Annotated in this window: 15 protein-coding genes and 4 pseudogenes; 12 read left to right on the top strand and 7 right to left on the bottom strand. The window is 65.5% G+C overall.

The window, feature by feature from the left end; translation table 11 throughout:
• Positions 1-18: 18 nt before the first annotated feature.
• The 4 genes from ACZ1HC_RS13335 to ACZ1HC_RS13320 form a co-directional block, all read right to left on the bottom strand.
• A complete protein-coding gene (locus ACZ1HC_RS13335; RefSeq protein WP_472700398.1) occupies positions 19-3,390 on the bottom strand; it encodes a hypothetical protein in 3,372 nt (1,123 codons plus the stop codon).
• Positions 3,390-8,996 carry a hypothetical protein gene (locus tag ACZ1HC_RS13330; RefSeq protein WP_472700397.1) on the bottom strand — a complete coding sequence of 1,869 codons (5,607 nt, stop codon included), beginning with the start codon at positions 8,994-8,996 and terminating at the stop codon, positions 3,390-3,392. The genes ACZ1HC_RS13335 and ACZ1HC_RS13330 overlap by 1 nt, the downstream gene beginning before the upstream one ends.
• 1,908 nt (positions 8,997-10,904) lie before the next feature.
• Entirely contained in the window at positions 10,905-11,393 is a 489-nt protein-coding gene (locus ACZ1HC_RS13325) for an amidase domain-containing protein (protein ID WP_472700396.1), read from the bottom strand.
• 508 nt (positions 11,394-11,901) lie between these two features.
• Positions 11,902-12,357 carry a hypothetical protein gene (locus ACZ1HC_RS13320; RefSeq protein WP_472700395.1) on the bottom strand — a complete coding sequence of 152 codons (456 nt, stop codon included), beginning with the start codon at positions 12,355-12,357 and terminating at the stop codon, positions 11,902-11,904.
• Between the two features lie 26 nt (positions 12,358-12,383).
• Between ACZ1HC_RS13320 and ACZ1HC_RS13315 the strand changes: the two are divergent.
• The 8 genes and pseudogenes from ACZ1HC_RS13315 to ACZ1HC_RS13280 all read left to right on the top strand — a co-directional run.
• Positions 12,384-13,079 (top strand): annotated as a pseudogene (locus tag ACZ1HC_RS13315) (terminase gpA endonuclease subunit); the annotation flags it as partial.
• A gap of 205 nt (positions 13,080-13,284) precedes the next feature.
• Positions 13,285-14,230: pseudogene (locus ACZ1HC_RS13310) on the top strand (IS110 family transposase).
• Positions 14,231-14,239: 9 nt separating this feature from the next.
• Entirely contained in the window at positions 14,240-14,449 is a 210-nt protein-coding gene (locus ACZ1HC_RS13305; RefSeq protein ID WP_036706675.1) for a phage head-tail joining protein, read from the top strand.
• Positions 14,449-16,005, top strand: coding sequence for a phage portal protein (locus ACZ1HC_RS13300; protein ID WP_472700394.1), 1,557 nt, complete (start codon positions 14,449-14,451; stop codon positions 16,003-16,005). The genes ACZ1HC_RS13305 and ACZ1HC_RS13300 overlap by 1 nt, the downstream gene beginning before the upstream one ends.
• 5 nt (positions 16,006-16,010) lie before the next feature.
• Positions 16,011-18,065 carry a prohead protease/major capsid protein fusion protein gene (locus tag ACZ1HC_RS13295; RefSeq protein ID WP_472700393.1) on the top strand — a complete coding sequence of 685 codons (2,055 nt, stop codon included), beginning with the start codon at positions 16,011-16,013 and terminating at the stop codon, positions 18,063-18,065.
• 73 nt (positions 18,066-18,138) lie between these two features.
• Positions 18,139-18,474 carry a DUF2190 family protein gene (locus ACZ1HC_RS13290; RefSeq protein WP_472700392.1) on the top strand — a complete coding sequence of 112 codons (336 nt, stop codon included), beginning with the start codon at positions 18,139-18,141 and terminating at the stop codon, positions 18,472-18,474.
• Positions 18,474-18,785, top strand: a complete 312-nt coding sequence (locus ACZ1HC_RS13285; protein WP_472700391.1) for a head-tail joining protein — start codon at positions 18,474-18,476, stop codon at positions 18,783-18,785. Before ACZ1HC_RS13290 ends, ACZ1HC_RS13285 begins: the two co-directional genes overlap by 1 nt.
• Complete coding sequence (locus ACZ1HC_RS13280) at positions 18,782-19,411, top strand: DUF6441 family protein (protein ID WP_472700390.1); 630 nt, start codon at positions 18,782-18,784, stop codon at positions 19,409-19,411. Before ACZ1HC_RS13285 ends, ACZ1HC_RS13280 begins: the two co-directional genes overlap by 4 nt.
• A 16-nt stretch (positions 19,412-19,427) precedes the next feature.
• Here the strand turns inward: ACZ1HC_RS13280 and ACZ1HC_RS13275 are convergent, their stop codons facing one another.
• A complete protein-coding gene (locus ACZ1HC_RS13275; protein WP_472700389.1) occupies positions 19,428-20,711 on the bottom strand; it encodes a hypothetical protein in 1,284 nt (427 codons plus the stop codon).
• 91 nt (positions 20,712-20,802) lie between these two features.
• On the opposite strand from ACZ1HC_RS13275, the gene ACZ1HC_RS13270 reads away from it, so the two are divergent.
• The 4 genes and pseudogenes from ACZ1HC_RS13270 (at position 20,803) to ACZ1HC_RS13255 (ending at position 22,883) form a co-directional block, all read left to right on the top strand.
• On the top strand, positions 20,803-21,222 hold the full coding sequence (locus tag ACZ1HC_RS13270) for an acyl-CoA transferase (protein ID WP_472700847.1): 420 nt from the start codon (positions 20,803-20,805) through the stop codon (positions 21,220-21,222).
• Between the two features lie 24 nt (positions 21,223-21,246).
• Positions 21,247-22,188, top strand: a pseudogene (locus tag ACZ1HC_RS13265) (phage tail tube protein).
• A pseudogene (locus ACZ1HC_RS13260) lies at positions 22,188-22,641 on the top strand (hypothetical protein). The pseudogenes ACZ1HC_RS13265 and ACZ1HC_RS13260 overlap by 1 nt, the downstream one beginning before the upstream one ends.
• The gene (locus ACZ1HC_RS13255; RefSeq protein ID WP_472700846.1) at positions 22,638-22,883 is read left to right on the top strand and encodes a DUF7697 family protein; all 246 of its coding nucleotides are present in this window, start codon (positions 22,638-22,640) and stop codon (positions 22,881-22,883) included. Before ACZ1HC_RS13260 ends, ACZ1HC_RS13255 begins: the two are co-directional and overlap by 4 nt.
• On the opposite strand, the gene ACZ1HC_RS13250 is transcribed toward ACZ1HC_RS13255, so the two are convergent.
• Both ACZ1HC_RS13250 and ACZ1HC_RS13245 read right to left on the bottom strand, forming a co-directional pair.
• Complete coding sequence (locus ACZ1HC_RS13250) at positions 22,873-23,253, bottom strand: PIN domain-containing protein (protein WP_472700388.1); 381 nt, start codon at positions 23,251-23,253, stop codon at positions 22,873-22,875. The two genes, ACZ1HC_RS13255 and ACZ1HC_RS13250, sit on opposite strands and share 11 nt — an antisense overlap.
• Positions 23,253-23,465, bottom strand: a complete 213-nt coding sequence (locus tag ACZ1HC_RS13245) for an AbrB/MazE/SpoVT family DNA-binding domain-containing protein (protein ID WP_472700387.1) — start codon at positions 23,463-23,465, stop codon at positions 23,253-23,255. The genes ACZ1HC_RS13250 and ACZ1HC_RS13245 overlap by 1 nt, the downstream gene beginning before the upstream one ends.
• Positions 23,466-23,490 lie beyond the last annotated feature (25 nt).

Genomic DNA, 23,490 nt, shown 5'->3' with positions numbered 1-23,490 from the left:
GCCGGTCGACATGGTCCTTCAGCGGGGCATCTTCGGGCCGCCCCCCTCATAGGCCGTGTGGCGATAGACATAGGCGGCCAGGATTTCCTCCACGGTCCTGTCGGCCAACGTGTCGTCAAGGCCCCAAAGCCCCTTCCGGAGACCGGTATTCTCGGTCCAGCGGTCGAAATCGGCGAAAGTCACGCGGGGAAACGACACCGCATAGTCGTATTGGGCCGGCACCCCGGGCTTCCAGTCGCGCCGCCCGCCGTCGCCTGGCGCCGGCGCCACGAGCGTCGCCGCCGTCAGATCCGGCCGGGCATAGAACTCGACCTTTTCCGGCGCGCCGGCATCGTTGCCGTCGGGGGCGCCCAGCGAAAGCGCCACACTGTCTTGCGGGTTCGCCGCGGCCACCGACAGGCGCAGCCAGTGCGGCCCGGCCAGCGCGCCCGGATCGACCTGCTGCGAGACCGTCCGGCCGCCATACTCGGCCTCGATTGTGCCATCGGCCGCTATCTTGACGACGAGGTCTAGGAAGGGTCCGTGCGGCGCGACAGACAGGAGCAGCGCGTCGTGCGCCGCACGCTCCGTCACCAGCCCCTTGTCCCAATCGAGTACGTGGAACGCCAGCGACAGGTGGACGTCGCCGCCCCAGGCCTGCAGGTCCTTCAGCGTCAGTTCTCGGCTTGGGCCGTCCTTGCCCAAGAGCGCCCCGCGCCCGTCGGTGTTGCGGAACAGATCCAGCCGGCCGGTGCCGCCCGCCATCGCCGAGGCCGCCACGCGGGGATAGTCGTCGGACAGCGCCTGGCACCCGGCCAGTGCCCGTTTCAGATCGGCGGGACCGTTCACCGCCGAGCGGTTCAGATCGAAAATCGCCGCGACGTCCAGCGCCACACGCCCGATGGCGGTGCGGCGCTGATACGAAACCTCCAGCTTGCAGCCGTCGGGCACCGAGGTCGGCCCGGGCAGCCAGGGCTTGCCGGCCTGAAGCGACTTCGGCAGGCTTCCGGTCTTGGTCACGCCGAAGGCGGCGGCCCGCATCACGCTGCCATAGGACAGCCCCGGCAGCCGCACGCCGCTGTCGGTCCAAGGATCCGCGGCTGCGGTGAAGGCGCTGAACGCGGTTCTCACCGGCGCGGCGGGTGCGGTATCCGACGACACCGCGCTGTCGAACGCTGCACCCGACAGCGGCAGGCCGTGATAGTCCAGAAACAGCGTCATGCGCCCGTCCACCGGCATCGGGTTCGTCGGACGGATCGCAAGGTCGGGAAGCGCCGTATACTTCGGCGCGGTTTTGGCATCGACCCCGGCGAAGGTCCCGAGCTCGATGGCGCTGGCATGCTGCCACGGCTCGGCCGTGTCGCCGTTCTCGCGCTGGACGAGAACCCCGAACCCATCGAAGACCCGCTGGAACTCGGCCAGATCCTCGCCCGAAATGTCGTCGGCGATCCGCAACGGCAGCGGCGCCGGCACCGGGTCAGGCTGCATCAAGCGCAGATTCTCTGCCGCGGGCTCGACGATGCCGAACATCGCGCCGACCTGCGCCACCTGCTGCGCCCCAAGATCGTTCTGAGCCCCGGGCGGGACTTTGAAGAGCAGGTCCAAGACCGCCTGATCGGGCAGATGGTCATCGGGCGTCCAGAACCGTGTCGCCATGACCGCCAGCCGGCGAGTATCCGCGCTGCCATCGGCAATGCGGTAGCGATAGGCGTAGAGCGGCGGATCGGCCTTAGCGAAACCGGTGTCATCGACTAGGGCGCCCCGGCACCTCATCAGCGAAAGCGGCTTGTCGTTGTTCGGCCCCCGCGCATCGTCGGTCAGGGCCTTCAGCCAAGCCTCGCCCGTGGTGCGGCGAACGGCTTCGGCTCCGTTAAACCGGGTCTCGAAATGCGCCTCGGCCCGACGCCAGAGCTGCGCCACGAAGTCGGCGAGCAGAGCCTTTTCCGGATCGCCGATCGCCCCGCGCGTCTCGATGGCGTCGATCAGCTCCTTGCTGAATCTGCTGCGCGGCGGCACCGATTCGCTGTGAAACAGCGGGCCCAGCAGGGCCTTGATCACCGTTTCGGCGCCGCTTTCCTCCTGCAGAAGCGACATCAGCGCGCTCAGCGCCTGCACGACCGCGGGCTCTTCGTGCGCGTAGTCGCCCGGCGGACCGCCTGCGCCGGCCAGCGCGTCGCTGAGCGGCACTAGCACCTCGGCGTCGCCAAGCGCCTCTAGCAACCCGATCGGATCGGCCGCGCCGCCGGGCTTCACCTCGGCCACCCGCTCGGCTGCCAAGGTGAGCAGCGTCGCCGGCACATGCTCGATGATCGCCGCCAGGCGCAGTGTGAGCGGGGTGGCAGGAAACTCCTTATTATAGACTTCGACCGCTTGTCTGTACAGCTCGGCCGCCGGCTCGACGATGGCAGACAGGATCTGCCCCTCGGTCCGGATGTCGCTTTTCGCCTGCCCCTCGGCCTCTGCCGGGGACAGGGCATGCAGGATCGGGTCGAACGCCGAGACGCACCCGGCAAGGGCCAGCCAGCGGCGCCAGCTGCGGGCCGCCGCTTCTGTCTTGAGGGTGTCGCCCCGCGGAACCTCCTCGGCCGCGGCCAGGAGCCGCGGCAAGGACCAGAGCTGGCTGGCCGCGGTGTCCTCAAAGCGTTTGAGCGCCGTCCACAGCGCCAGATCCTGGACCTCGACCTTCAGAAAGCCCGTGTCGGGGTCGATTAGGCCCAGGTCCGTGGGCAAGGCGCGCAGCGCGTTCGTTTCTACCGCCACCTCGGTCATGTCGTCGAAGGGCATGTATCCCGTTTCGATCCGGAACAGCGCGCCGCCATTGTCGTCCGACCGAGCGACCGCTTCCAGCGTGTCCGGTTGCGTCACGTCCTCGGCGAAGATCAGGAAGACATGCCAAGGGTCCGGCCCGGGCTCGAAGCTGTCGAGCCGCGCGAGGCGCGCAAGGCCCAGCCGCTGCGGGACGGGCGCCTCGAGCATCTGCGAGGCCCGCAGGATCTGCCCGACCGAGGCCTCCGCCCCGTCCGGCGTCACGTCATCCATGGGCGCAGTGGCATAGGGGTGTTGGCGCGCCTCTATTTCAGCCAGCGCCTTGTTCTTCTCGACGATCCACGCGGCGAAATCGCTTACCATCGGTCCGCCGGGCCCTGACATGACCTCGTCTACCTGGCCTTCGAGCGTCAGGGCAAAAGGCGGCGCGCTGTTGCTCACCTTGTAGAGATAGAGCTTCGCCGATTTCAGCTTCGGAAGCGCGCGGTCGAGATACGCCGCCGCCTCAGCCTCTTGGGCTTCCGAAAGCGGGTCCTCGGCCAGATACTCCGGGGCCACCGTCACCCCGAAGGCATGAGCATACGCTGTGTCGTGAAAGGCCTGTGGCTCGGGCTCGGCGGTGATGTGCAGAACGCGCTTTTGCATTACAGCTTCTCCCGCAATTTCTTCAGCCGCTCGGCCTTTTCCTTCAACTCCGGGTCGATTTCAGTATCGATGCTGCTGGCCACCGTCGTCGTCGCGCGCCCACCCCTCAGTTGATAGGTCACCGCGCTGCGAAACTTGAGCTTGAAGAACCGCGACACCCGCACCTCGACGCTGAGGCTGCCCACGGCGTCGATCCGGCCGTCGTCGTGGTAGGTCATGCGCAGCATGATGGTGAGCAGGATCGTCACCATCCCCCACAGCGAGACGTTGCCCGCGATGACCAGCACCACGCCCACCGACAGCCCGCCCTCGGGCGAGCCGATTACCTTACGGTAGGTCAGCGCGACCGAAAGCGCGATGTAGACGCCTCCGGCCACCGGCCCGAGCGCGAAAGCGAGCGCCGCCGACCCGCCGGCCGCCGCCTCGACCATCACCGACAGCCGCTTGTCAAAAGGCCGATACTCGGTGTCGATCTGGATGTAGCCCGTGCCGCCAATGATGAAGATTGAGAAGATGAACGGCAGTTCCGACCGGCTCAGGTTGAACCGGTCCGCGATGACGAAGTCCGGGAAGGCTCGCAGGCTGAACCGGTTCGAGATCGCGATGTTCGACACGCCCGAAGTGCCGAAATTCAGGCTGACGGGCGGCATGGTGAAGACATGCTCCAGCCCGACCGGGATACCGTTCTCCTTGAGGATCTGCAGGCCGCCGAATTCGTCGGGGAAAAGCTTGCCCAGCGTGTCCTGGATGAACTGGAACGCGGGATTCAGTCGGATCCGCTTGGGATCGAACTCGAAATCCATCCCGCCTTCCTTCGAGAACCGAAGGGCCACCTGCTCCAGCGTCACCATGGTCTGACCGGTCACCTGCAACTCGATCGCGGTGGCGATCACCGCGTTGCCGGTCTCCTGCACGCGGTCGGCATCCTTCGAGGCTTCCAGTCGCAGCCGCCCGATCAGCGTCGAATCGCGCAGGTTGGCCTTGAACGGCCCGATCTCGAACAGCGTGCGCGTGCCCCGGATCGGCACGTCGACATCCACCTGCACCCAGGCCCGGGCCGCCTTGCGGTCAAAATCGTGGCTGACCCGGACATGGCGGTCGATCGCCTTCCGCACGTCTTCGGGTACCGTCACCCCGTTGAACAGCCCGTCGAGTTTCATCCCGCCGAAATTGCGGAACAACTTTGACAGATCGAGGCCCTTCAGATCCTTGCTCCGAATCCGGAACTGATCACCCAACTCGTCGAAAGGCAGGTCCAGCCCCATCGCCTTCAATGCATCGCCGAGTCGCCCCAGGAACGCCTTGGCCTTGGACGACCTCAGGAAGTCCTCGGCCTCGCTGAAGGTGGTGCGCATGCGGTCGATGTTGGTCTGCAGCATGGCCAGCTCGGGCGCCGAGGTGGCGGCGGAATAGAGCCGCAGCAGATTGTTCGGCGCGGCGCTCAGCCCGCCGGTCCCAAGCTTTCCCGCTTCGTCGAGAACCCGGTCGGCATAGGCGCGACCATACTCGACGGTCGATGCCGCATCGTTGTATAGCGCGCTAACTCTGCCGTCGAAGGCCCGCAGCTCGCGCAGCACGGTCTGCGACTCCTTGAACTCCGTGAGCACCTTCTCCAACGCAACGACTTGGTCGCCATAGATCGCTTCGAAATCGTTTCTTAGTGCAGCAAGGTCGCGCTCGAGATAGGCCCGCACGTCCTTCACGCCGGCCGAGATCGCCTGGCAGGCCTCGGTCAGTTCGTCGACCGCGCCCAAGGCGCCGCTGCTGACATCCTTCAGTCGCTGCTCGACCTCGTCGGCCAATTCGTCCAGCGCCGCCTGCACCCGCGTATGGCCGTTCTGCACGTTCTTGAGGTCAGCCTCGGTGATCGGGGCCAGGACATTCTCGAGCGCCGGGCGGAACACGGCCTTGCCGATCCCTGTCGCAACGACGCTTGGCGACCCGGCCAGGGCGGCTTGCAGCTTCCCGACCTGGCCGTCGATCTGCGCGGCCAGCCCGTCGATCTCGGCCATCAGCTCTGCGTTGAGCGTCGCCGCCGCGCGGATCGCCACTCGAAGCTCGCTGTCGAGCCAGTCGCGAAGCGGCCGCACCAAGTGCAGCGCATAGTCGAAGGCCTTTCTCGCTTCCTTGGTCGCCCAGTCCGCGTACACGTCAAGTGCTACCGCAAGATCGTCCTGCAGCGCTTTCAGCTCGTCCGACGACGATTCGAGACCGTCCGTGGCCAGCTCATCGATCCAGTCGACGTTGTCGATCAGAGCGGCGCGCACGGAATCCACCACGCCCGCCGCCCTGTCCGCGATCTCGGGGATCTTCACGCGCAGGTTATTGACGAGGTTGGCCTCGTCGCTGGCCAAGCCCTTAATAAGGCCCTCGACGCTGTCCACCAGCACCCGGGCGCCGTCGACCGCCGTCTTGGCGTCTTTATAGATCTCCTTGTTGGGCTCCTTCGCCAGCGCTTTGGCGATCGCGTCTTCCGCCTTCCCAAGCGCCTGGTCGGCCTTGGACACCGGGCCATCGGCCTTGGCCAAGATGCCGCGGATCGCATCGTTGGCCCGGTTGAGAGCGTCCAGCGACCCGAGTTTGGCCGCCGCGATATCGCCCAGAAGCTTGGTCGCGGCGGCGCCAATGCGCTGCGCGGTGTCTTCCAGTTCCGTGGCGATCCGCTGGCGGGCCTCGTCGAGCGCGGCGTCGATGTCGGCCCGGATCGCGTCGAGCTCGTGCACCAGCTTGGCCCGCAGTTCCGCCAGCCGGGCGTGGGACCAGGGCTTAGCCTGATCGTACGACGCGACAAGCTGGTCGATCCGGCTTGCCGCGGCGCGCAGCGCGGCGTCGATGTCGGCCTCGGCATCGTCCACGGCGGCACGGATCGTCTCGATACCGGCCCGCACGTTGCCGACATCGGCCCGGGCCGGCTCCAGCAGATCGTCGAGGCGTTCCGTCAGGTCGCCGACCCATTGATCGATCCATTCGGCCTTGGTGTTGTTAGGAAAGCCATTTGCGTCAAGCGTGTCGCGGAAGTCGCGGATATCTTCGGCGATCAGGCGCCGCTTCTGTTGTATCTCGCGCCGCGCCCGGTCACGCAGCTCACCGCACTTCGAGCCGAGGCCCTTCTCGAAGCTCTCGCCCGCCTTGAGCAAGTCGGCAAACCTGCCAGACACACCGCCGACAAATGTCCCAAGCCCATTGTTCAGGAGGGTATCGATGACCGGGCGGCTTCCGACTTCTCCAACATGAGCCTTGACCCATGCGTCAAACGCATCTTTGGCCGCTGCCTTGTCCTCGGTATCGACCGCATCGAGGACGGCCTGGAAAGCCGCGCGTTCCGACTCCAGCCCTTTGGGCACCCTGCTCGGCGTCCAGATCGGCGGCGCGGTCTTGCCCAGGTCGCCGGTCAGCCGCGCCGCTTCCGTCAGCAGCGTCTGGACCTTGATCTTGACCGCGTCGTCTTCTTCGCCGGCGCCGGCCCGCATGAAGGTCACGCTCTCCAGCCCGGAATAGATCGGTCTTTGCCCGCGCTCGGCATTCAGTCGGGTGCGCGCGCCGGCCGGGGCCAGGCGCCATGTGAAACGCCGATACCCGGGCAGGATGCGGCTGGCATTGCGGGCGCGCGGGCTGTCGTAGCGGTCTGCCTCTTGCGGGGGGGCGTTGTCGTTGAACCAGCGGAGCATCTCTCCGGCGTCCAGCACGTTGGCATAATCGACCCCGAGGTACGGCTTCCATGTGTCCGTGTCGGGGTTCCCCAGCGCCTCGGCGAAGAAGAAGATGTTCTCCGGATCGAGGCATTCCTGCGCCACAAGCGGACGCTCGCCGATACCGTCGGCCACGGTGACAAAGCTGATGTCGGGCCGGGGATAGACCTTTGGCCGCCGCCGCGCCGCATGCCGGTTCCACAGCGGGATCTTCCAGCCCTCGGTTCCGACATCCTCGGACCAGGCACTGTCGACGTTGATGATGCGCGCGTTGAATCGCACAGAATCGAGGAATCCTGTCATTCTGGCCGAGACGCCGTCGAAATCCGGATAGCAGCGGGTAGGCTCGATGAGCTCGACATACTCCGCCACCTTCCGCAGCACGGGACGCCGGGTGCGGGTCTTGTGCGCGGACGGGTTCGCCGGGTCGATATCGGGTGCGAACTGGGCCGACGCGTTCACCGTGGGCTCGTAGACGACGACATGCTTGGCCCGATGCCAGAACGCCGCGCAGCGGCCTAGTATCTCCACCCGCTGGCGCTGGATGCGCCCGTTCCGGGTCTGGCTGATGACGCGCAACGTCCCGTTTAGGAAACTGGCGGTCTGGTCTGCGTCTCCGCCGAAGGGCGACAAGGCCAGACGCTCGATAGTGCCGCCGGCGCTCTCGGGTCGCTCGAGCAGTCGGTCGAAGAAGTTGCGCGACTCGAGTGGCCAGAGCGCGCCGCCGCTCAGCCCCTGTTCGTGAAACCGCGGACTGATGCCGGGACGCGGTGTCGCCGGCAGATCTTCGGCCAGGGGATCGCCCGGCGCGGCGATCGGCGGACGATGCAGCGCCGTGTGGCGCAGCGCGAACGCTGTGCCGTCGGTGAACCGAGTGCTGCCGAACGGGCGGTCGCCGGCGGCGTCCAGTGTCCAGACCTCCAGCCGCTCGGGACGGTTACGCAGGGCCTGCTGCACCGCTCTCCAGCGCTGGTCGAAGGGCTTGTACGGCGCATTAAGGGTGGCCGCGTCCAGGGTCTCGCCCGTCAGCGCCTCGATCTCAGCCACGCGCGCGGTGCGGCCCGGGCCGGTTTCACGGGAGGTGGCAACACCGACGGGCATGCCATAGAGGTACTCGGCCCTCAGACCCTGCATCGCCACGCCAAGACCGAAATCGCCGCGCTGACGGAAAATGTCGTGCGCCGACCATTCCGGTAGGGCATAACCGCGCTCGACGTCGCTGGGGCTGATCCAGAGGTCGGCCGGAGGCGTCAGTCGATAATCGACGACGAAGCTTGAGGTATCGCGTGCCTTGTCGCCTACCGTGTCCCAGGGATAGGGCCGGTGGGCGGCGAAGTCGTCGGCCACCGGGTCATGGATCTCGAGCCGGCGTGGTTTGTCCGCGCCCTCGCCCAAGGATTGCGCCGGCAAGGTGTATCTGTACGAGGCGGAATTGAGGAATTGCCAGCTGCGCGCGACGCTGTCATATTCGGCGACCACCGCGCGACCGGCATCGCCCTGTTCGCCGAAGGGGGCACGGAAGAAGCGGAACAGGCCGAAGGGCTGCTCGCTCATCACCACATAGCCGACCTTCTCGCCCGTCGCGGCGGCCGAAACGTCGGTCAGACGCGCGGTGAGCCGCCAGTCGCTTCGGTCGCCCACATGCTCGGCGACGTCCAGAATGAATTCCGCCGCGTCCTGAGGCTTGTCCTTGACCGTCTCGGCCGGGATCAGGATCGGGGCCGTCCGGTCGGCGCGACTGCCGCGCGGCAGATCCACAGTGTGCGGCATGACCCGGTCGATGGCAAGGCGCAGGGTCAGATCGACGCCAAGCGGCGCCCCGGCTACTGTTTCCTTCTCGATGATCCTCTTGGGCCCCAGCGCCCCGCGCGAAATCGCCAGCTGAGAATAGAGGTCGCCGGCATCGTCGTGCAGCACCAGGCTTGCGGACCGGTGGAAATCGAGCGCGCCGAGGACATAGCGGCGCGTCTTGTGGCCCTCCTGGTGCTCGTCTGAGCCTGCCGCGTCGCCCTCCCCGTCGTTGTGGATCTCGGTAGCTGGCAAAGCTCGTGTCGCCGCCGCCGGTCGCGGCGGCTTCTTCGTCGTGCGTGAGGATGAGGTGCGAGTGCTGGGCATAGTTCGGCGTCTCGCCAAGCGCCGAGGCGAACCAGGCGCGAAAGCTCAGTCGGTGGACCTTGCAGGCGTCGCCGTTCGGGGTGTCCGCAGGACACTTCGCCAGGCTCAGCCGGAACTGTCGCCGGCCGGAGCTTTCGGGCTTCGGATTGCCCCAGTCGAGCAGGCCGTCATCGTCCAGTCGGGCGCGCAGGTTCTGGGGAAAGAGCGCGAAGCGAACCTCGTCAACATCCGTCTTGTCCGCGTATTTGAGCTTGCGCAGCTCCAACTCGGGTAGAAAGCTCTGTGGTTGCGCGCCCTCGGCCTGCTGCAGCGCCCGCCGCGCCGAGCGCATCGACCGGATCGCGCCGTCGAGGAGACCGAACCTGTCGGTGTCCTCCTGCTCGTTTTCGAGCGGGACGTCGCGACCGGCCCTTTCTTCGATTGGCTGAGTCCAGCTCAGCTGTACGTCTATCTCAGGTGAGAGAAGGTCATTCTGCCCATTGTCGAGGAGGGCCGCCATAGTGTGACCAGGAGCATCCTTCGCCTTGTTCCACGACCAGACGAAGTCATAGTCGATGGCCTTGGTCTCGGCGTTCAGCCACCGGCCAGTGTCGTGGCGGAAGCGAATATGCAGGACCTTTTCCTTATCGGCTTCCTTGTTGCCAGTGCTCCGATCGCGCCGGACGACATCGTCGTCGTTATCGGGCTTCACATGGCTGCCACCGATCTCCACCGATTGACGCAGTTTGTAGCGTAACTCGTGTCGCACGCCATTGCTCGCGAAGGCGAGGCTCAGTTCGTCGTCCATCGAGCCGCTCAGGGCACTCGTCGTCAGGAACGTGTAGCTCGAAAGCTTCACCACGGTGAAGCCCAGGCGCTCGATAGCCCTCAGGACCGGTTGTTGGTTTGAGGTGGGCCAGTGGTTGCTCCCCGCTATTCCTTTGAAATTGGCAAAACCAGTTCGGTCGTTCGAACCGATCGCAAAGCCGAAGGAGCCCAGAAAACGGGTCTCGCGCGGGGGCAGGTTGTTGCTCCCCAGCTTCTTGGAACCGTTCTCGGCCCGCCCTGCGACGACGGTGTCGATTACCATCGGATTCGTGCCGGCATCGGGCGTCGGCTGATACAGTACCGAGAACACAAAAACGGACGAATTCGCCCAGCCGTTGCGATTGGTCTGCTCGACGGGCACCGGCAGGCCCAGATCGAACCTGAAATTGGTGTTGGTCGATTGCCCGAAGATCAGTCGCGAGTACTGGACCGCGCCCTTCGCGAGGCCGAACCGCCGCGCCAGTGGCAGGCGCAGGCTGGGGGTCGCGGCAGTGGAAGTGTGAAAGACGTCGAGCAGCCAGCCGCCGGTGAACCAGAGCCGGTCTCTCGTCGCCGTCTTGCCAACTACAGGCGTCTGGTCATGCAGCCAAAGCGACCGAAGCTGATTCTTGTCGAATGTCCGCCAGATGTCGTCGGCGTCGTAGACGTCCTCTTGCGGCAGTTCCAGTGGCGGCAGGTCGGCGAAGCTGTCGACCTTTCGCAGGATGGCGGCGGGGATCCAGACCATCCAAGCAGCCTTGCGGCCCGGCGTCTGCGGATGCTCGGCGAAGCGCACCACGACCGCGCCCGCGGCAGTGCCCTCGGTCCGATCCGCTTTGTTCGGTGACGGCGGCCACTCGAAATCACCGTAGAAACAAAAGCCAGGGCCATTGAGCAAGATCCCCTCCCTCAAATACGCTTTGGTCAGCCGTCCTCCAGCCGATAGGCCGAGGAAAACCAATGCTTCCAGCCCGTGTCCATTTCTTCGCAGCATCTGGCGGTAGAATGCGCCCATACCTTGGGTGTCGAGGTCGGCATGCCGACATTCCAAACCTCGCAAACCATGAATGCATGCCAAGGGCGGTGGGCCTGAAGGAAACCAACGTCTCCAACAATGGCATTCGACAGATCAATTTCCTTGATGTTGTCGAACTTCTTCCCGAGCCGCTTGAGCTCGGCCTCTATATCAGTGTTGCGTACTGCAAGACCGTCCGGGCAGAATGCCGTGCCAGGGTTTGTGTTAGTGATTTTTATTCCACCAGCAGCGAGGCAATGTGCCAAAAAATGAGCGCAATCTGATTTATTTTCTCCGGAAAGGTACTCACCACAGGAGTTGCCCTCTTTTCCAGTTTTTCCGCAATATTTCTTTGCATAGTTAATTGCCGAAATATTATTGTACGGATGTCTGGCCATGCTCCTGTCCCCCCGTGCACCCTCTGCCCATGCTACCCGGAGGAGATTGCAAGGCAAGAGAATACTCGCCTCCGGCTTCGGTGATGACTTGCTCCAAACGTGCGCGCGCCGAGGGGACGACAGCATTGACGCTCGGATTCTGGCCATCCAGATAGACTTATTAAATAGAATCAATTAGTTAAACCGGAGAAGGTTGGACGTCAGGCCCATCCCCTCCGCCACTTGCCTTGGCGAAAGCGTTCTCCCGATCCGGTTGCAGCCGGATTTTCTCGTTGTTTTCGAGGGTTATGCGGGAGGGGCTGAGCACTGGCCCCGGGGCCTGGAGGCTCGGAGGCGGTCTCTCAGGGCCGATATTCTCCGGGGCTGTGAACCGCTTCGCATCCGGTGCACAGCACCAACACCCTGAAACGCATCCATTTTTTCAAGCTGCACCCGCATGATAGTTGTGTTTTCCTTTCGCCTTGCGAGCGCACCTGAAATCCAAATGCCTGGCGACCTCCTCAGCGGTTCACTCAACAGGATCTGTCTTCTGGGCCCGGCGGAAGATTTCACTGGCGAGGTGCTCGTGCGCCGCGGCGCGGAACTGCTTGTCCGTCATCACACGAGAGAAAATTTCCTCGTTGCCCTCCATGCGGTCGATGAACAACTCGTCTAGCATCCGCTCAAGATACGACGAGAAATTTGCCAAGTTGTTCGCACGCGCAGCTTCCACGATCTTCTCGTCCTGTTCAGCGCTCACGCGTATCTGATCGAAGAAGAGCTGATCGGCCTCAGTGAAATCGGTACCAAAGCGCTCGTTAAGCTTCTCGATCAAGCTAGAGAGAGCCACTTCTTCGTCGGGCGATCGGGCCGTGCCCACGTCCGTTGGACCCTTGAGCGGGTCGGCCTCGCCGTCGGACAGGTCTATCGATCCTTCGGTCATTTGCTGAAGCCGGAAGAAGCGCAGCGCAATCTCGTCGTCCAAGGCGAACGCTTGATCGACACGACGCCTGGTCGGACTTGACTGCGCTGCTCGACCGGTCCTGGCCGCATGAACGCGGCGCACATCTCAGGATTGCGCGGCTCGCCATCGACACCGGCTACGAGGCCCCGGCGGTCTATTCCTGGTCGCGGGCACAGGGGTTTGGGCAGGTGTCGCCGGTCAAGGGCGTCGAGGGGTTCAACCGCTCGAGCCCGGTCTCGGGCCCGACCTTCGTCGACGCGACCGAGGGCGGGAAACGCCTGCGGCGCGGCGCGCGGCTCTGGACCGTGGCGGTCTCGACCTTCAAGGCCGAGACCTACCGCTTCCTGCGGCTGGCGCGCCCGACCGAAGAGGAGATGGCCGACGGGGCCGCGTTCCCGCCCGGCTCGGTCCACCTTCCGCATTGGGTCGAGAACGAATGGCTGAAGCAGTTCGTCGCCGAGCAGCTGGTGACGGTGCGCACCAAGCGCGGCTTCGCCCGGCTGGAATGGCAGAAGCTGCGGGAACGCAACGAGGCGCTGGACTGCCGGGTCTACGCCCGCGCCGCCGCCTGGATCGCGGGCGCGGACCGCTGGCCCGACGAGAAATGGCGCGACCTCGAGGATCAGCTCGGGGCGGCCCCCACCGACACCGATCCTGCCGGGCAGATCAACAGGCAGGGACAGGCCCCGCAAGGCAAGCGCCGCTCCGACTGGCTCGGGCGGCGCGGAGGATGGTTGTCTTAAGATCGGTCCCGGCTCCTGTGCGATACAGGAGCCGCTCTCCGGCACCTCACACATGCCGGAGAGCGGCGGGGGACGGGTCGAAAGGATGGAGGTTCTTAGGACCGGTCAGAAGTTGGATCGCCCCCGCCTTTCGCATGTCCTGAACGGATAGGTGGGGGGTGCTGTACGCATTGCCCCGTACGACAAGCACAGGAGACGAAAGGCAATGCAGGATACCATCGGCATCGACATTTCCAAAGACATGCTCGACATTCACCGTCAGTCCGACGGCCGGCATGCCCGGTTCGGCAACGACAGGGCGGGTCTCTCGGCCCTGCGCCGCTGGATCGGCAAGGCGCCCGTCCGCGTCGTCTACGAGGCGACCGGGCGCTATCACCGCGACATGGAGGCTGCGCTGGATGTGGCGGGCCATGCGCTGGTCAAGGTGAACCCCGGCCGCGCACGCCGGTTCGCACAGGCTGCAGGCTACGGGGCCAAGACCGACCGCGTCGATGCCGCCATGCTCGCGCGGATGGGCGCGGTGCTCGAGCTCGAGGCAACGCCGGTTCGCAGTGAAGCCATGCACGAGATCAGGGAACTGTACATCGCGCGCCTCGCCCTGATCAAGGATCGCACCGCCTGCCGCAACCGTCTGCAGGCGGCACGCAACAAGGTCGTCCTGGCGCAGCTGCGTTCGCGTCTGCGGCAGGTCGACCGCCAGATCGAGCAGATCGACGCCGAACTCCAGCGCCTCGTCGCAAAGGATCCGGCGCTCGCCCATCGCTTCGGGATCCTGCTGTCCATCCCCGGCATCGGTCTGGTCGCGGCGATCGCCATGCTGGTGGAGATGCCCGAGCTGGGCACGATGGACGGCAAGGAGGCGGCCAGCCTCGCCGGGCTTGCCCCGATCACCCGCGAGTCGGGCAGGTGGAAGGGCCAGTCGCGGATCGGCGGCGGGCGCCGCGGACTGCGGCGGGCGCTCTACATGCCGGCCCTCGTCGCCACCCGGCACAACCGGCAGCTTGGCCAGACCTATCAGGCGCTCTGCAGCGCGGGAAAGCCCGCGAAAGTCGCGATCACCGCCGTGATGCGAAAGCTCCTGATCCTCGCGAACGCCCTGATCAGGGATGACCGAAAATGGGCCGAAACCGCGCCTTGATCTAAACGGATAACTTCTGAAGATGACCGACTGGACGGAAACCGAGCTTTCGGCGTTGCGCCGCGCCTATGCCAGCGGCACGACCCGGGTGAGCTATGACGGCAAGTCCGTCGACTACGGTTCGGCTGAAGACCTGCTCGCCCGCATCCGCACCATCGAGCGCGCCATCGCGGGCGTGGGCCGTCCGCTGCCTGTGGCCGGGCTCGCGGGCTTCTCGCGCGGGGACCGGTGATGTCGGCGACCTGGTTCGATCACGCCATCGCCACGGTGGCGCCGCGCATGGCCGCGCGCCGTGTGATGGCGCGGCAGGCCTTCGAGACCCTGACGCGGGGCTATGACGGCGCCGCGCGCGGGCGGCGGACCGAGGGCTGGCGCGCGCCGGGATCCTCGGCCGACACCGAGATCGGCGTCGCCGGGGCGCTGCTGCGGGACCGGATGCGCGATCTGGTGCGCAACAACCCGCATGCGGCCAAGGCCGTGGCGGTGCTGGTCAACAACATCATCGGCGCTGGTATCATGCCGCGCGCCGCAAGCGGCGACGACACGCTGGATCGGAAGGTCGACGCGCTGTTCGAACGCTGGACGGCGGAGTGCGACGCCGATGGTCAGCTCGATTTCTATGGTCTGCAGACGCTGATCTGCCGCGAGATGGTCGAGGCGGGCGAGGTGCTGGTGCGCCGCCGGTTGCGGCGGGCAAGCGATGGCTTGCCGGTGCCGCTCCAACTGCAGGTGCTCGAGGCGGACTTCCTCGACGCCACCAAGTCCGGCGCCTTGGGCGACGGACGTTTGGTGCAGGGGATCGAGTTCGATCCGGTCGGCAAGCGAAGGGCCTATTGGCTGCACGCCGGGCATCCCGGCGATGCTTGGGGCGCGCTGCAGGGCGGGCTTGGTTCGCGCCCCGTCCCCGCAACAGAGATCGCGCACATCTACGAGAAGCAGCGCACGCAGGCACGCGGCGTTCCCTGGGGCGCCCCGGTGATCCGCAGCTTGCGCGACCTCGACGACTACGAGGTGGCGGAACTGGTCCGCAAGAAGACCGAGGCCTGCGTCACCGCCATCGTCTTCGGCGACGACGAGGCCCAGCAGGGCATCGCGCCCTCCGTCGTCGATGCCGACGGCAACCGGGTCGAGCAGTTCGAGCCGGGGCTGATCGCCTATGCACGCGGCGGCAAGGACATCCGGTTCAACCAGCCCGCCGCCACCGGCGGCTACGGCGAGTACAAGCGGGCGAGCCTGCACACGATCTCGGCCGGGTTCCGGGTGCCCTACGAGCTGCTGACCGGGGACCTGTCTCAAGTCAACTATTCCTCGATCCGGGCGGGGCTCGTGGAGTTCCGCCGCCAGATCGACGCGGTGCAGTGGCAGCTGTTCATCCCGATGTTCTGTGCGCCGGTCTGGCGCTGGTTCACGGAAGCAGCGTGGGCGGCGGGGCAGATCCCGTCGCCGATCGTGCCGGTGGAATGGTCGCCGCCGAAGTTCGAGGCGGTCGATCCGCAGAAGGATGCGATGGCGAACCTGCTCTCGATCCGCTCCGGCACAATGACGCTGGCGGAGGTGATCGCGAAACAGGGCCGCAATCCCGACGCGGTGCTGGCAGAGATCGCCGCGACGAACGCCAAGCTCGATGCGCTGGGGTTGGTGCTCGACAGCGACCCGCGGCGGGTCACCAAGACCGGCAGCGCCCAGACAAGCGATCCAGCGACCGATCCGGCCGCCGACGACACCACCGCCGACGACCCGGCCGCCGACGCGGACAATGACCCGGCGCAGGCCGCCCAACAGGACTGACCTTCATGGACACGATGATCGAACTGCCGGCCATGCGCCGGTCGGCGGAGCTTGCGCCGAACACGGCCGATGCCGACAGCCGCACCGTCGAGGTGGTCTGGTCCACCGGGGCCCGCGTCCGGCGTACGACCTTCTTCGGCGAGCCCTACGACGAGGAACTGAGCCTCGACCCGGCCCATGTCCGGCTCGACCGGCTGAACGCGGGCGCGCCGTTCCTGAAGGTGCACGAGCTCGACACGCTCGACGCGGTGATCGGCTCGGTCGTGCCGGGCTCGGCGCGGATCGAGAACGGCCGGGGCATCGCCTTGGTGCGCATCTCAGAGCGCGCCGATGTCGAGCCGATCTGGCGCGACATCCAGGCCGGGCACATCCGGGCGGTCTCCATCGGCTACCAGGTCCACCGCTTCGAGGTCTCGAAACCCGAGGCCGCCCGCGAACTCTGGCGCGCGGTGGACTGGACCCCGTTCGAGGTCTCCGCCGTCGCGGTCGGAGCCGACCCCGCTGCCGGTTTCCGTGCCCAGCATCCCCTTCACGACTGCGTCCTTCACCGCCGGGACGCCCCCACACCGCAAGGAGCATCCCCGATGACGGACAAGACCCAGACCCCGGCGAGCGACGCCGCAACCCCCGCCACCACCCAGCCGACCGCGCCGGTCGAAACCGAGGACACCCCCATGACCGAGCCGAAATCGGCAGCGCCCGACCCGAAGGTCGCCGCAGTGGAAACCCGCACCCAGCCGAAGACGCAGGCAATCCCTGCGCCCGACACGGAGGCGGTCGCCACCCGCGCCCGCGAGGCCGAGCGCGACCGCGTCTCCACCATCTACGATCTGGCCGGGCGGCTGAACCTCGAGCGCGGCTTCGCCGAGGACCTGGTCAAGCGCGGCGTCAGCGTCGACGAGTCCCGCCGCCTGATCCTCGACCAGGTCGCGGCCAAGTCGGAAGAGACCCGGACCTTCCCGCATGTCTCCGTCCCGCTCGGCGGTCGGGACGAGCGCATCACCCGCCGCGACGCGGTGGCGAACGCGCTCCTGCACCGTTACAGCCCGACGCTGTTCCAGCTGGAGGACGCCGCCCGGCAGTATCGCGGCATGACCCTGCTGGAACTGGCTCGCGAAAGCCTCGGCAATGCCGGGGTCAACACGCGCGGCCTCTCGCGCGACGAGGTGGCGACACGCGCGCTGCACTCGACCTCGGACTTCCCCGAGATCCTGTCGGCGGTCACCAACAAGACGCTGAGGCAGGCCTACGAGGCTTATCCCCGCACCTTCATGCTGTTCTGCCGCCAGGTGCTCGCCACCGACTTCAAGGCCATGCACCGGGTGCAGTTGGGCGAAGCCCCGCAGCTGCTGGAGGTCGGCGAAAGCGGCGAGTTCAAGCGCGGGACGCTCGGCGAAAGCAAGGAGAGCTACAAGGTCAAGACCTATGGCCGGGTGGTCGCGATCACCCGCCAGACGCTGATCAACGACGATCTCGACGCCTTCACCCGGATCCCGGCGATGTACGGCAACTCCATCGCCCAGCTGGAGTCGGATGTGGTCTGGGGCATCATCACCGCCAACCCGGCGATGGCCGACGGCAACGCGCTGTTCCACACCACGCACAAGAACCTCGCGGGCACCGGCGCGGCGCTCGACGTGAGCAGTGTCGGTGCGGCGCGCGCCGCGATGGCCAAGCAGACGGGGCTCGACAAGAAGACGGTGCTGAACGTCCGCCCGGCCTTCCTGATCGTGCCCGCATCGCTGGAGCTGAAGGCCGAGCAGCTGGTCGCGCAGAATCTGGTCCCCGCCGCGACGGCCAGCGTCGTGCCGCAGTCGATCCGGACCCTCGCGCCGATCAGCGAGCCGCGCCTCGACGCCGCCAGCGAGACCGCCTGGTATCTGGCGGCCTCGCCCAACCAGATCGACACCATCGAGTACGCCTATCTGGAAGGCCAACAGGGCGCCTACATCGAGACCCGCAACGGCTTCGACGTCGATGGCGTCGAGATCAAGTGCCGCCTCGACTTCGGCGCCAAGGCCATCGACTGGCGCGGTCTCTACAAGAACCCGGGCGCGTAACCCGCGCTTCCTGAACCCTGACATCCGGGCGGTCCAATCGGGCCGCCCTTCTTTTTCCACGAGGATCATCCCCATGAAAAACTTCGTCCAGCCCGGCAACACCATCACCCTGACCGCGCCCTATGCCGTCGCCTCCGGCGACGGCCTGCTCGTCGGCTCCATCTTCGGCGTCGCCGCCGGGGATGCTGCCATCGCTGAACCCGTCGAGACCACGCTCGTCGGCGTCTTCGACATCACCAAGGTCGGCTCGCAGGCCTGGACCGTCGGCGCTAAGGTCTATTGGGACGACACCAACAAGCGCACCACGACCGTCGCGACCGACAACACGCTCATCGGCGTGGCCGTCGAGGCGGTGGCGAGCGGCGCGGGCGACACCATCGGCCGGGTCCGCCTGAACGCGACGTTCTGATGAGCGCCTTCGCCGCTGCCGTGGGCGCGCTCTTCGCCGATCCGAACATCGGCCGGGACGCGGTCTACATCGCCGACGGCGGCGCGCCCGTGCTGGTGCGCGTCGTTGCTCGGCGTGCCGATGCGGTCACCGACTTCGGCGATGCGCGGCTGTGGTCCGAAACCACGAGGATCGACCTGCTGGTGGCCGAGGTTGAGAACCCGCGCCCCGGCGACCGCGTCGAGATCGACGGCGAGGCCTTCCTCATTCAGGGCGAGCCGGTCCGTGACCGCGAGCGGCTGGTCTGGACCGTCGATCTGAGGCCCGCGTGAAACTGAAGCTCGACATCGATCCCGACATCGTCGCGATGATGGCGGCCGAGGTGGCGGCGGGCGAACGCGCCGTAACCGCAGCCGTGCGCGAGGCTGGGACCGGGTTGAAGTCGGCGTGGCGGCTGCAGATCACCGGCGCGGGGCTTGGTACACGGCTCGCCAACTCCATCCGCAGCCAGAACTTCCCGAGGTCGGGCGAGAGCCTGGACGCCGCGGCGCTCGTCTGGTCGAAGGCCCCGGTGATCGTGGGCGCGCATGACACGGGGCCGTTGATCCGCTCGAAGAACGGGTTCTGGCTGGCGATCCCGTTGCCCGCGGCGGGCAAGTCCCTGCGCGGCGGCCGGATCACTCCTGGCGAGTGGGAACGACGACGCGGGCTGCGCCTGCGCTTCGTCTATCGGCGGACGGGGCCGAGCCTGCTGGTGGCGGAGGGGCGGCTGAACACGAAGGGCCAGGCGGTGGTGTCGCGCTCGAAGACCGGGCGCGGCAAGGTCACCGCGCCGATCTTCCTGCTGGTGCCGCAGGTCAAGCTGCCGAAGCGGCTCGATCTGGCGCGGGACGCAGACAGGGCGCTGGACAGCGTGCCGGGGCTGATCGTGGGGAACTGGGTGAGTTCAAAGAGGTGAACGCACTCAATCGGTCTTAAGGTAAAATTTCAACGGGCCGCCAAACACTATCAACAATAGCTTCGTCGGGGCAAAATTGAATATTGACGCGCCCGGTCTGTAGGTTCTTCAGCTCATTTAGAACCTTTATGGAGCCGCTACCTAAAAATGTCCGCCCGGTGGCTGCGTGAAAGGTGACTTTCGATAAACTCACTTGAAAGGTGATCCCTTTGATCATCGAGTACGAAAGGTCCTTTGAGTGCTTGAACACGAGGCAGCTCGATCCATCCTTCAAAGTGCTCTGAAAGACTTCAGCTTCGCCAAAATTAGGCGACATCGAGTCAATTTTTGGTGGAGTGCCCGAGGCTGGAGACCAGAAACTTACAAGGTATATCGTACGGAAAAATTTTGAAAGTGGCTCACCAACTTTCTTTGCCACGAATGAATTCGGGAACCGTTTTGATATCAATGCAATAGCTACGAATATCAGCAGCGCGAGAACCACGATGGCGAAATAGAACCCAAAGAACGCAACCATAATTGTAAGGGCGAATGATGGAATGAAGAGAGCGATCCGAATAATCTCAACACTTTGACCTGAGAGCAGGTGATTAATGACGAAAAGGCAAAGCAGGAAGGATGAGACATAGACTTTAAGCTTTATTCCTCGAATTCCTTGATCATAATCCGTAATTTCAGCCGCAAAAGCGGTGCCAAGGTTCTCGAAAGCATAGTTGACAGTCTGATCAGCGGCGCGGATGCGATCCGATAGATATTCCCCCTTCATTCCTGCGTCGAGCCCCCTCGCTAAATCTTCCACAGGGCCAGCTGCAAGATGTCCAAGCTTATTCTTCTCCACGAGAGTTCGTATGCTTTTGCTTAATGCCTTTGGATCCTTCGCGTCGGACGACTGCGAGATCATTTGCTTCAGCAACATGTAATACGTAAAGGCAGTTTTGTACATGGAGCCCGCGAATCCCGCATAGAGCTTTGAGAGCCATATCGAGAACAGAAGTGAAGAGATGAACAGCGCATCCGCTTGGGCACTTGAGAGCGACACTTGAAGCAAGTCTAGAACATAGTCCCTTGAAACTACATATGGCCAGACTAACATCGAAACGAAGTCGCCAAGGCGCTCAAGGAAAATGCGGATTTCGCCTAGCGTTCCATAGAAAATTTCACGAATTTGGTGAAATGTCTCGAGGCCATTTAGAAACGAAACAACCGACATAATAAACGCGACGTTGGAAATCTTATTAAATAGCCATCCGGCATAATATGAAGGGGGGCTCTTCTTCAATTGATTTTTGGATTCAGACATACAAAGGTCCTGCAATCGCTTAAAATATCAATGCGCCGACAGCCCAGCTCCGAATCGCGTCACTTCCCCAGAAGCTTAACCCGTCGAGACAATCATGACGATACGCGAAACCATCCTCACCGCGCTGCACGCGCGGCTGTCGGCGCTGCCCGCCGCCGCCCTGCGCGGCGAGGTGCTGCCCGAGCGCGTGCCGGCCGAGGGGCTGCTGATCCTGCGTGACGGCGAGCCGGGGGATCCCGAGGTGACGCTGTCGCCGCTCGCCTACCACTACCAGCACCGCGCCGAAATCGAGGCAGTCGTGCAGGGCGCAGCGCGTGATATCGACTTCGACACGCTGACCGCCAGCATTGGCACGGCGCTCGCCGCCGACCGAACACTGGGCGGATTGTGCGACTGGGTCGAGGCGGAGGCGCCGCGGCCTGTCGATCTGCCGGTCGAAGGCGCGGCCAGCCTGAAGGCCGCCGTGATCCCGGTGGTGCTGCACTATTCCACGGCCGACCAACTGGCCTGATCCAACCGACCACAGGAGACGACGATGGCACGAGCCCAGGGGGCGCGGGCGCTGATGGCGCTTGCGTTCGAGACGACCTATGGAACGCCGCCGGCTAGCGGCTTCACGCGCATGCCCTTCGCCAGCACTTCGCTGGGGGCGGAGCAGCCGCTGCTGAACTCGGAACTTCTCGGCTACGGCCGCGACCCTCTGGCGCCGATCAAGGACGCCGTCACTGCCGACGGCGATGTCGTGGTGCCGCTCGACGCCGAGGCTTTGGGCTTCTGGCTGAAGGCCGCCTTCGGGACACCTACGACCACGGGTGCGGAAGCCCCTTACAGCCACGAGTAACAGTCGGGGTCATGGACGCTGCCCAGCATGTCGATCGAAACCGGCATGCCCGAGGTGCCGCGCTACGCGATGTACTCGGGCTGCGTGCTCGACCAGATCAGCTGGCAGATGCAGCGCTCGGGCCTGCTGACCGCGACGGCGCGGCTGGTGGCGCAGGGCGAGGCCGTGGGCACGACGACGAGCGCCGGAACACCCGCCGCGCTTGAGCTGAAGCGCTTCGGCCATTTCAACGGCGCGATCACGCGGAACGGTTCGGCGCTCGGCAACGTGGTCTCGGCCGAGATCACCTACGCGAACAATCTCGACCGGATCGAGACCATCCGCAGCGACGGGCGGATCGACGGAGCGGACCCGTCCATCGCCGCGCTGACCGGTCGGATCGAGGTGCGCTTCGCCGACCAGACGCTGGTGACGCAGGCCATCAACGGCGAGGCCTGCGAGATGGAGTTCGCCTATGTCCTGCCCTCGGGCGAGAGCTTCACCTTCACGGTGCACGCCGTCTACCTGCCGCGTCCGCGCATCGAGATTTCCGGACCACAGGGCGTGCAGGCGACCTTCGACTGGCAGGCCGCGCGCGACAGCGTCGTCGGCCGGATGTGCACAGCCACCCTAGTGAACGATGTGGAGACCTACTGATGCTGACGCTCGATCTGACGAACGCGCCGCGCTGGCATGACCTCGCCCCCGGCGTCCGGGTGGAGCTGCGCCCGCTGACCACCGCGCTGATGGTGGCGACACGCAGCGACCCGGCAGTCGAGGCCGTTCCCGAGGAGGCCTCTGACGAGGAGCGTGCCGTCGCCTTCGCCAAGGCGCTGGCGCGGCGGGCGGTGCTCGCCTGGGAGGGCATCGGCGACGCCGAAGGCAACCCCATCGATCCGAGCCCCGAGGCCATCGATGCGCTGCTCGACTTCTGGCCGATCTTCGAGGCCTTCCAGCTGACCTACGTCTCGAAGGGTCTGCTGCTGGAACAGGAAAAACGCCTCCGCGCTCTCGCCGAGTGGTCCTTCGGCGGGGGCGAGCGATACTGCCAAGCCTGCGCACCCTACGAGGGCCGCGAGCAAGCCTGCCCGGACTGCCCGGCGCGGCTGAACCGTCCGGAAACACCGGAGGGCTGGCAGGTCTGGGACCTTGTCGGCCGTCTCGGCGGTCAGCTGCGTGTCCTGCCCGGCGCGGTGATCGGCTGGGACATGTCGGCGGCGCTGGCGCTCGGCAACGCGCTCGGCGTGCCGCCGCTCGCCATGGCCGAACTGTTGCCCGTCATCGAAGCAGAAATGGTCCGGAAGCTGAACGAGGAACTGGCGGCCAACGGCGGCCCGGAATTCAGGTCTTGATCTTCTCGATCAGGGTGACGCCGGGCAGTCCCTCGAAATGAGCGTCGCAGGTCAGCAGTGTCGCGCCCTGCGCGCGAGCGGTTGCGAAGATGATCGCGTCGGCAGTCGCGAGCTTGTGCTCCCGGCAAGACTCCGCCGCCGCCAGCGCGATCTCGGTGTCGAGCGGCACCACATTGCAGACCTGCGTGAAGGCGATGACCTGATCCGCCTTGTCCTCGCCGACCTCGCGCGTCAGCCATTTCGCCAGCTCGAGCTGGACCATTGTCGGGACCAGCCACTCGGCCTGTTCGGGCAGATGTTCGGACAGCTTCTCGCCGGTCGGCGAGCCGATGAGCCACTCGATCCACGCCGACGTGTCGACGAGGATCATCAGAACCGGTCCGCCCGGTCGCGATAATCGGTGGCGGACGCGCCGCGCGCGAGCCCCTTCAGCGCTTCCCGCTTGGGCACCGGCACAAGCAGGACGCCCGTGCCTTTCGGGATGAAGGCAAAGGTCAGCCCGGCCTCCCAGTGCTGGGCGGCCCGGATCGCCTTGGGGATCGAGATCTGGAACTTCGAAGACAGGGTCGCGGTCTCGGCCATGTTCATACCTTCATTTGATCGATGG

This window comes from Paracoccus sp. BR5-17, assembly GCF_055693925.1.
This window is presented reverse-complemented; position numbering and strand designations above follow the sequence as displayed.

Excerpts from the sequence above, each read along its gene's own strand:
- ACZ1HC_RS13335 (WP_472700398.1), bottom strand. The coding sequence starts at position 3,390 with ATGCAAAAGCGCGTTCTGCACATCACCGCCGAGCCCGAGCCACAGGCC.
- ACZ1HC_RS13325 (WP_472700396.1), bottom strand. The coding sequence starts at position 11,393 with ATGGCCAGACATCCGTACAATAATATTTCGGCAATTAACTATGCAAAG.
- ACZ1HC_RS13305 (WP_036706675.1), top strand. The coding sequence starts at position 14,240 with ATGACCGACTGGACGGAAACCGAGCTTTCGGCGTTGCGCCGCGCCTAT.
- ACZ1HC_RS13300 (WP_472700394.1), top strand. The coding sequence starts at position 14,449 with ATGTCGGCGACCTGGTTCGATCACGCCATCGCCACGGTGGCGCCGCGC.
- ACZ1HC_RS13295 (WP_472700393.1), top strand. The coding sequence starts at position 16,011 with ATGGACACGATGATCGAACTGCCGGCCATGCGCCGGTCGGCGGAGCTT.
- ACZ1HC_RS13290 (WP_472700392.1), top strand. The coding sequence starts at position 18,139 with ATGAAAAACTTCGTCCAGCCCGGCAACACCATCACCCTGACCGCGCCC.
- ACZ1HC_RS13285 (WP_472700391.1), top strand. The coding sequence starts at position 18,474 with ATGAGCGCCTTCGCCGCTGCCGTGGGCGCGCTCTTCGCCGATCCGAAC.
- ACZ1HC_RS13275 (WP_472700389.1), bottom strand. The coding sequence starts at position 20,711 with ATGTCTGAATCCAAAAATCAATTGAAGAAGAGCCCCCCTTCATATTAT.
- ACZ1HC_RS13250 (WP_472700388.1), bottom strand. The coding sequence starts at position 23,253 with ATGATCCTCGTCGACACGTCGGCGTGGATCGAGTGGCTCATCGGCTCG.
- ACZ1HC_RS13245 (WP_472700387.1), bottom strand. The coding sequence starts at position 23,465 with ATGGCCGAGACCGCGACCCTGTCTTCGAAGTTCCAGATCTCGATCCCC.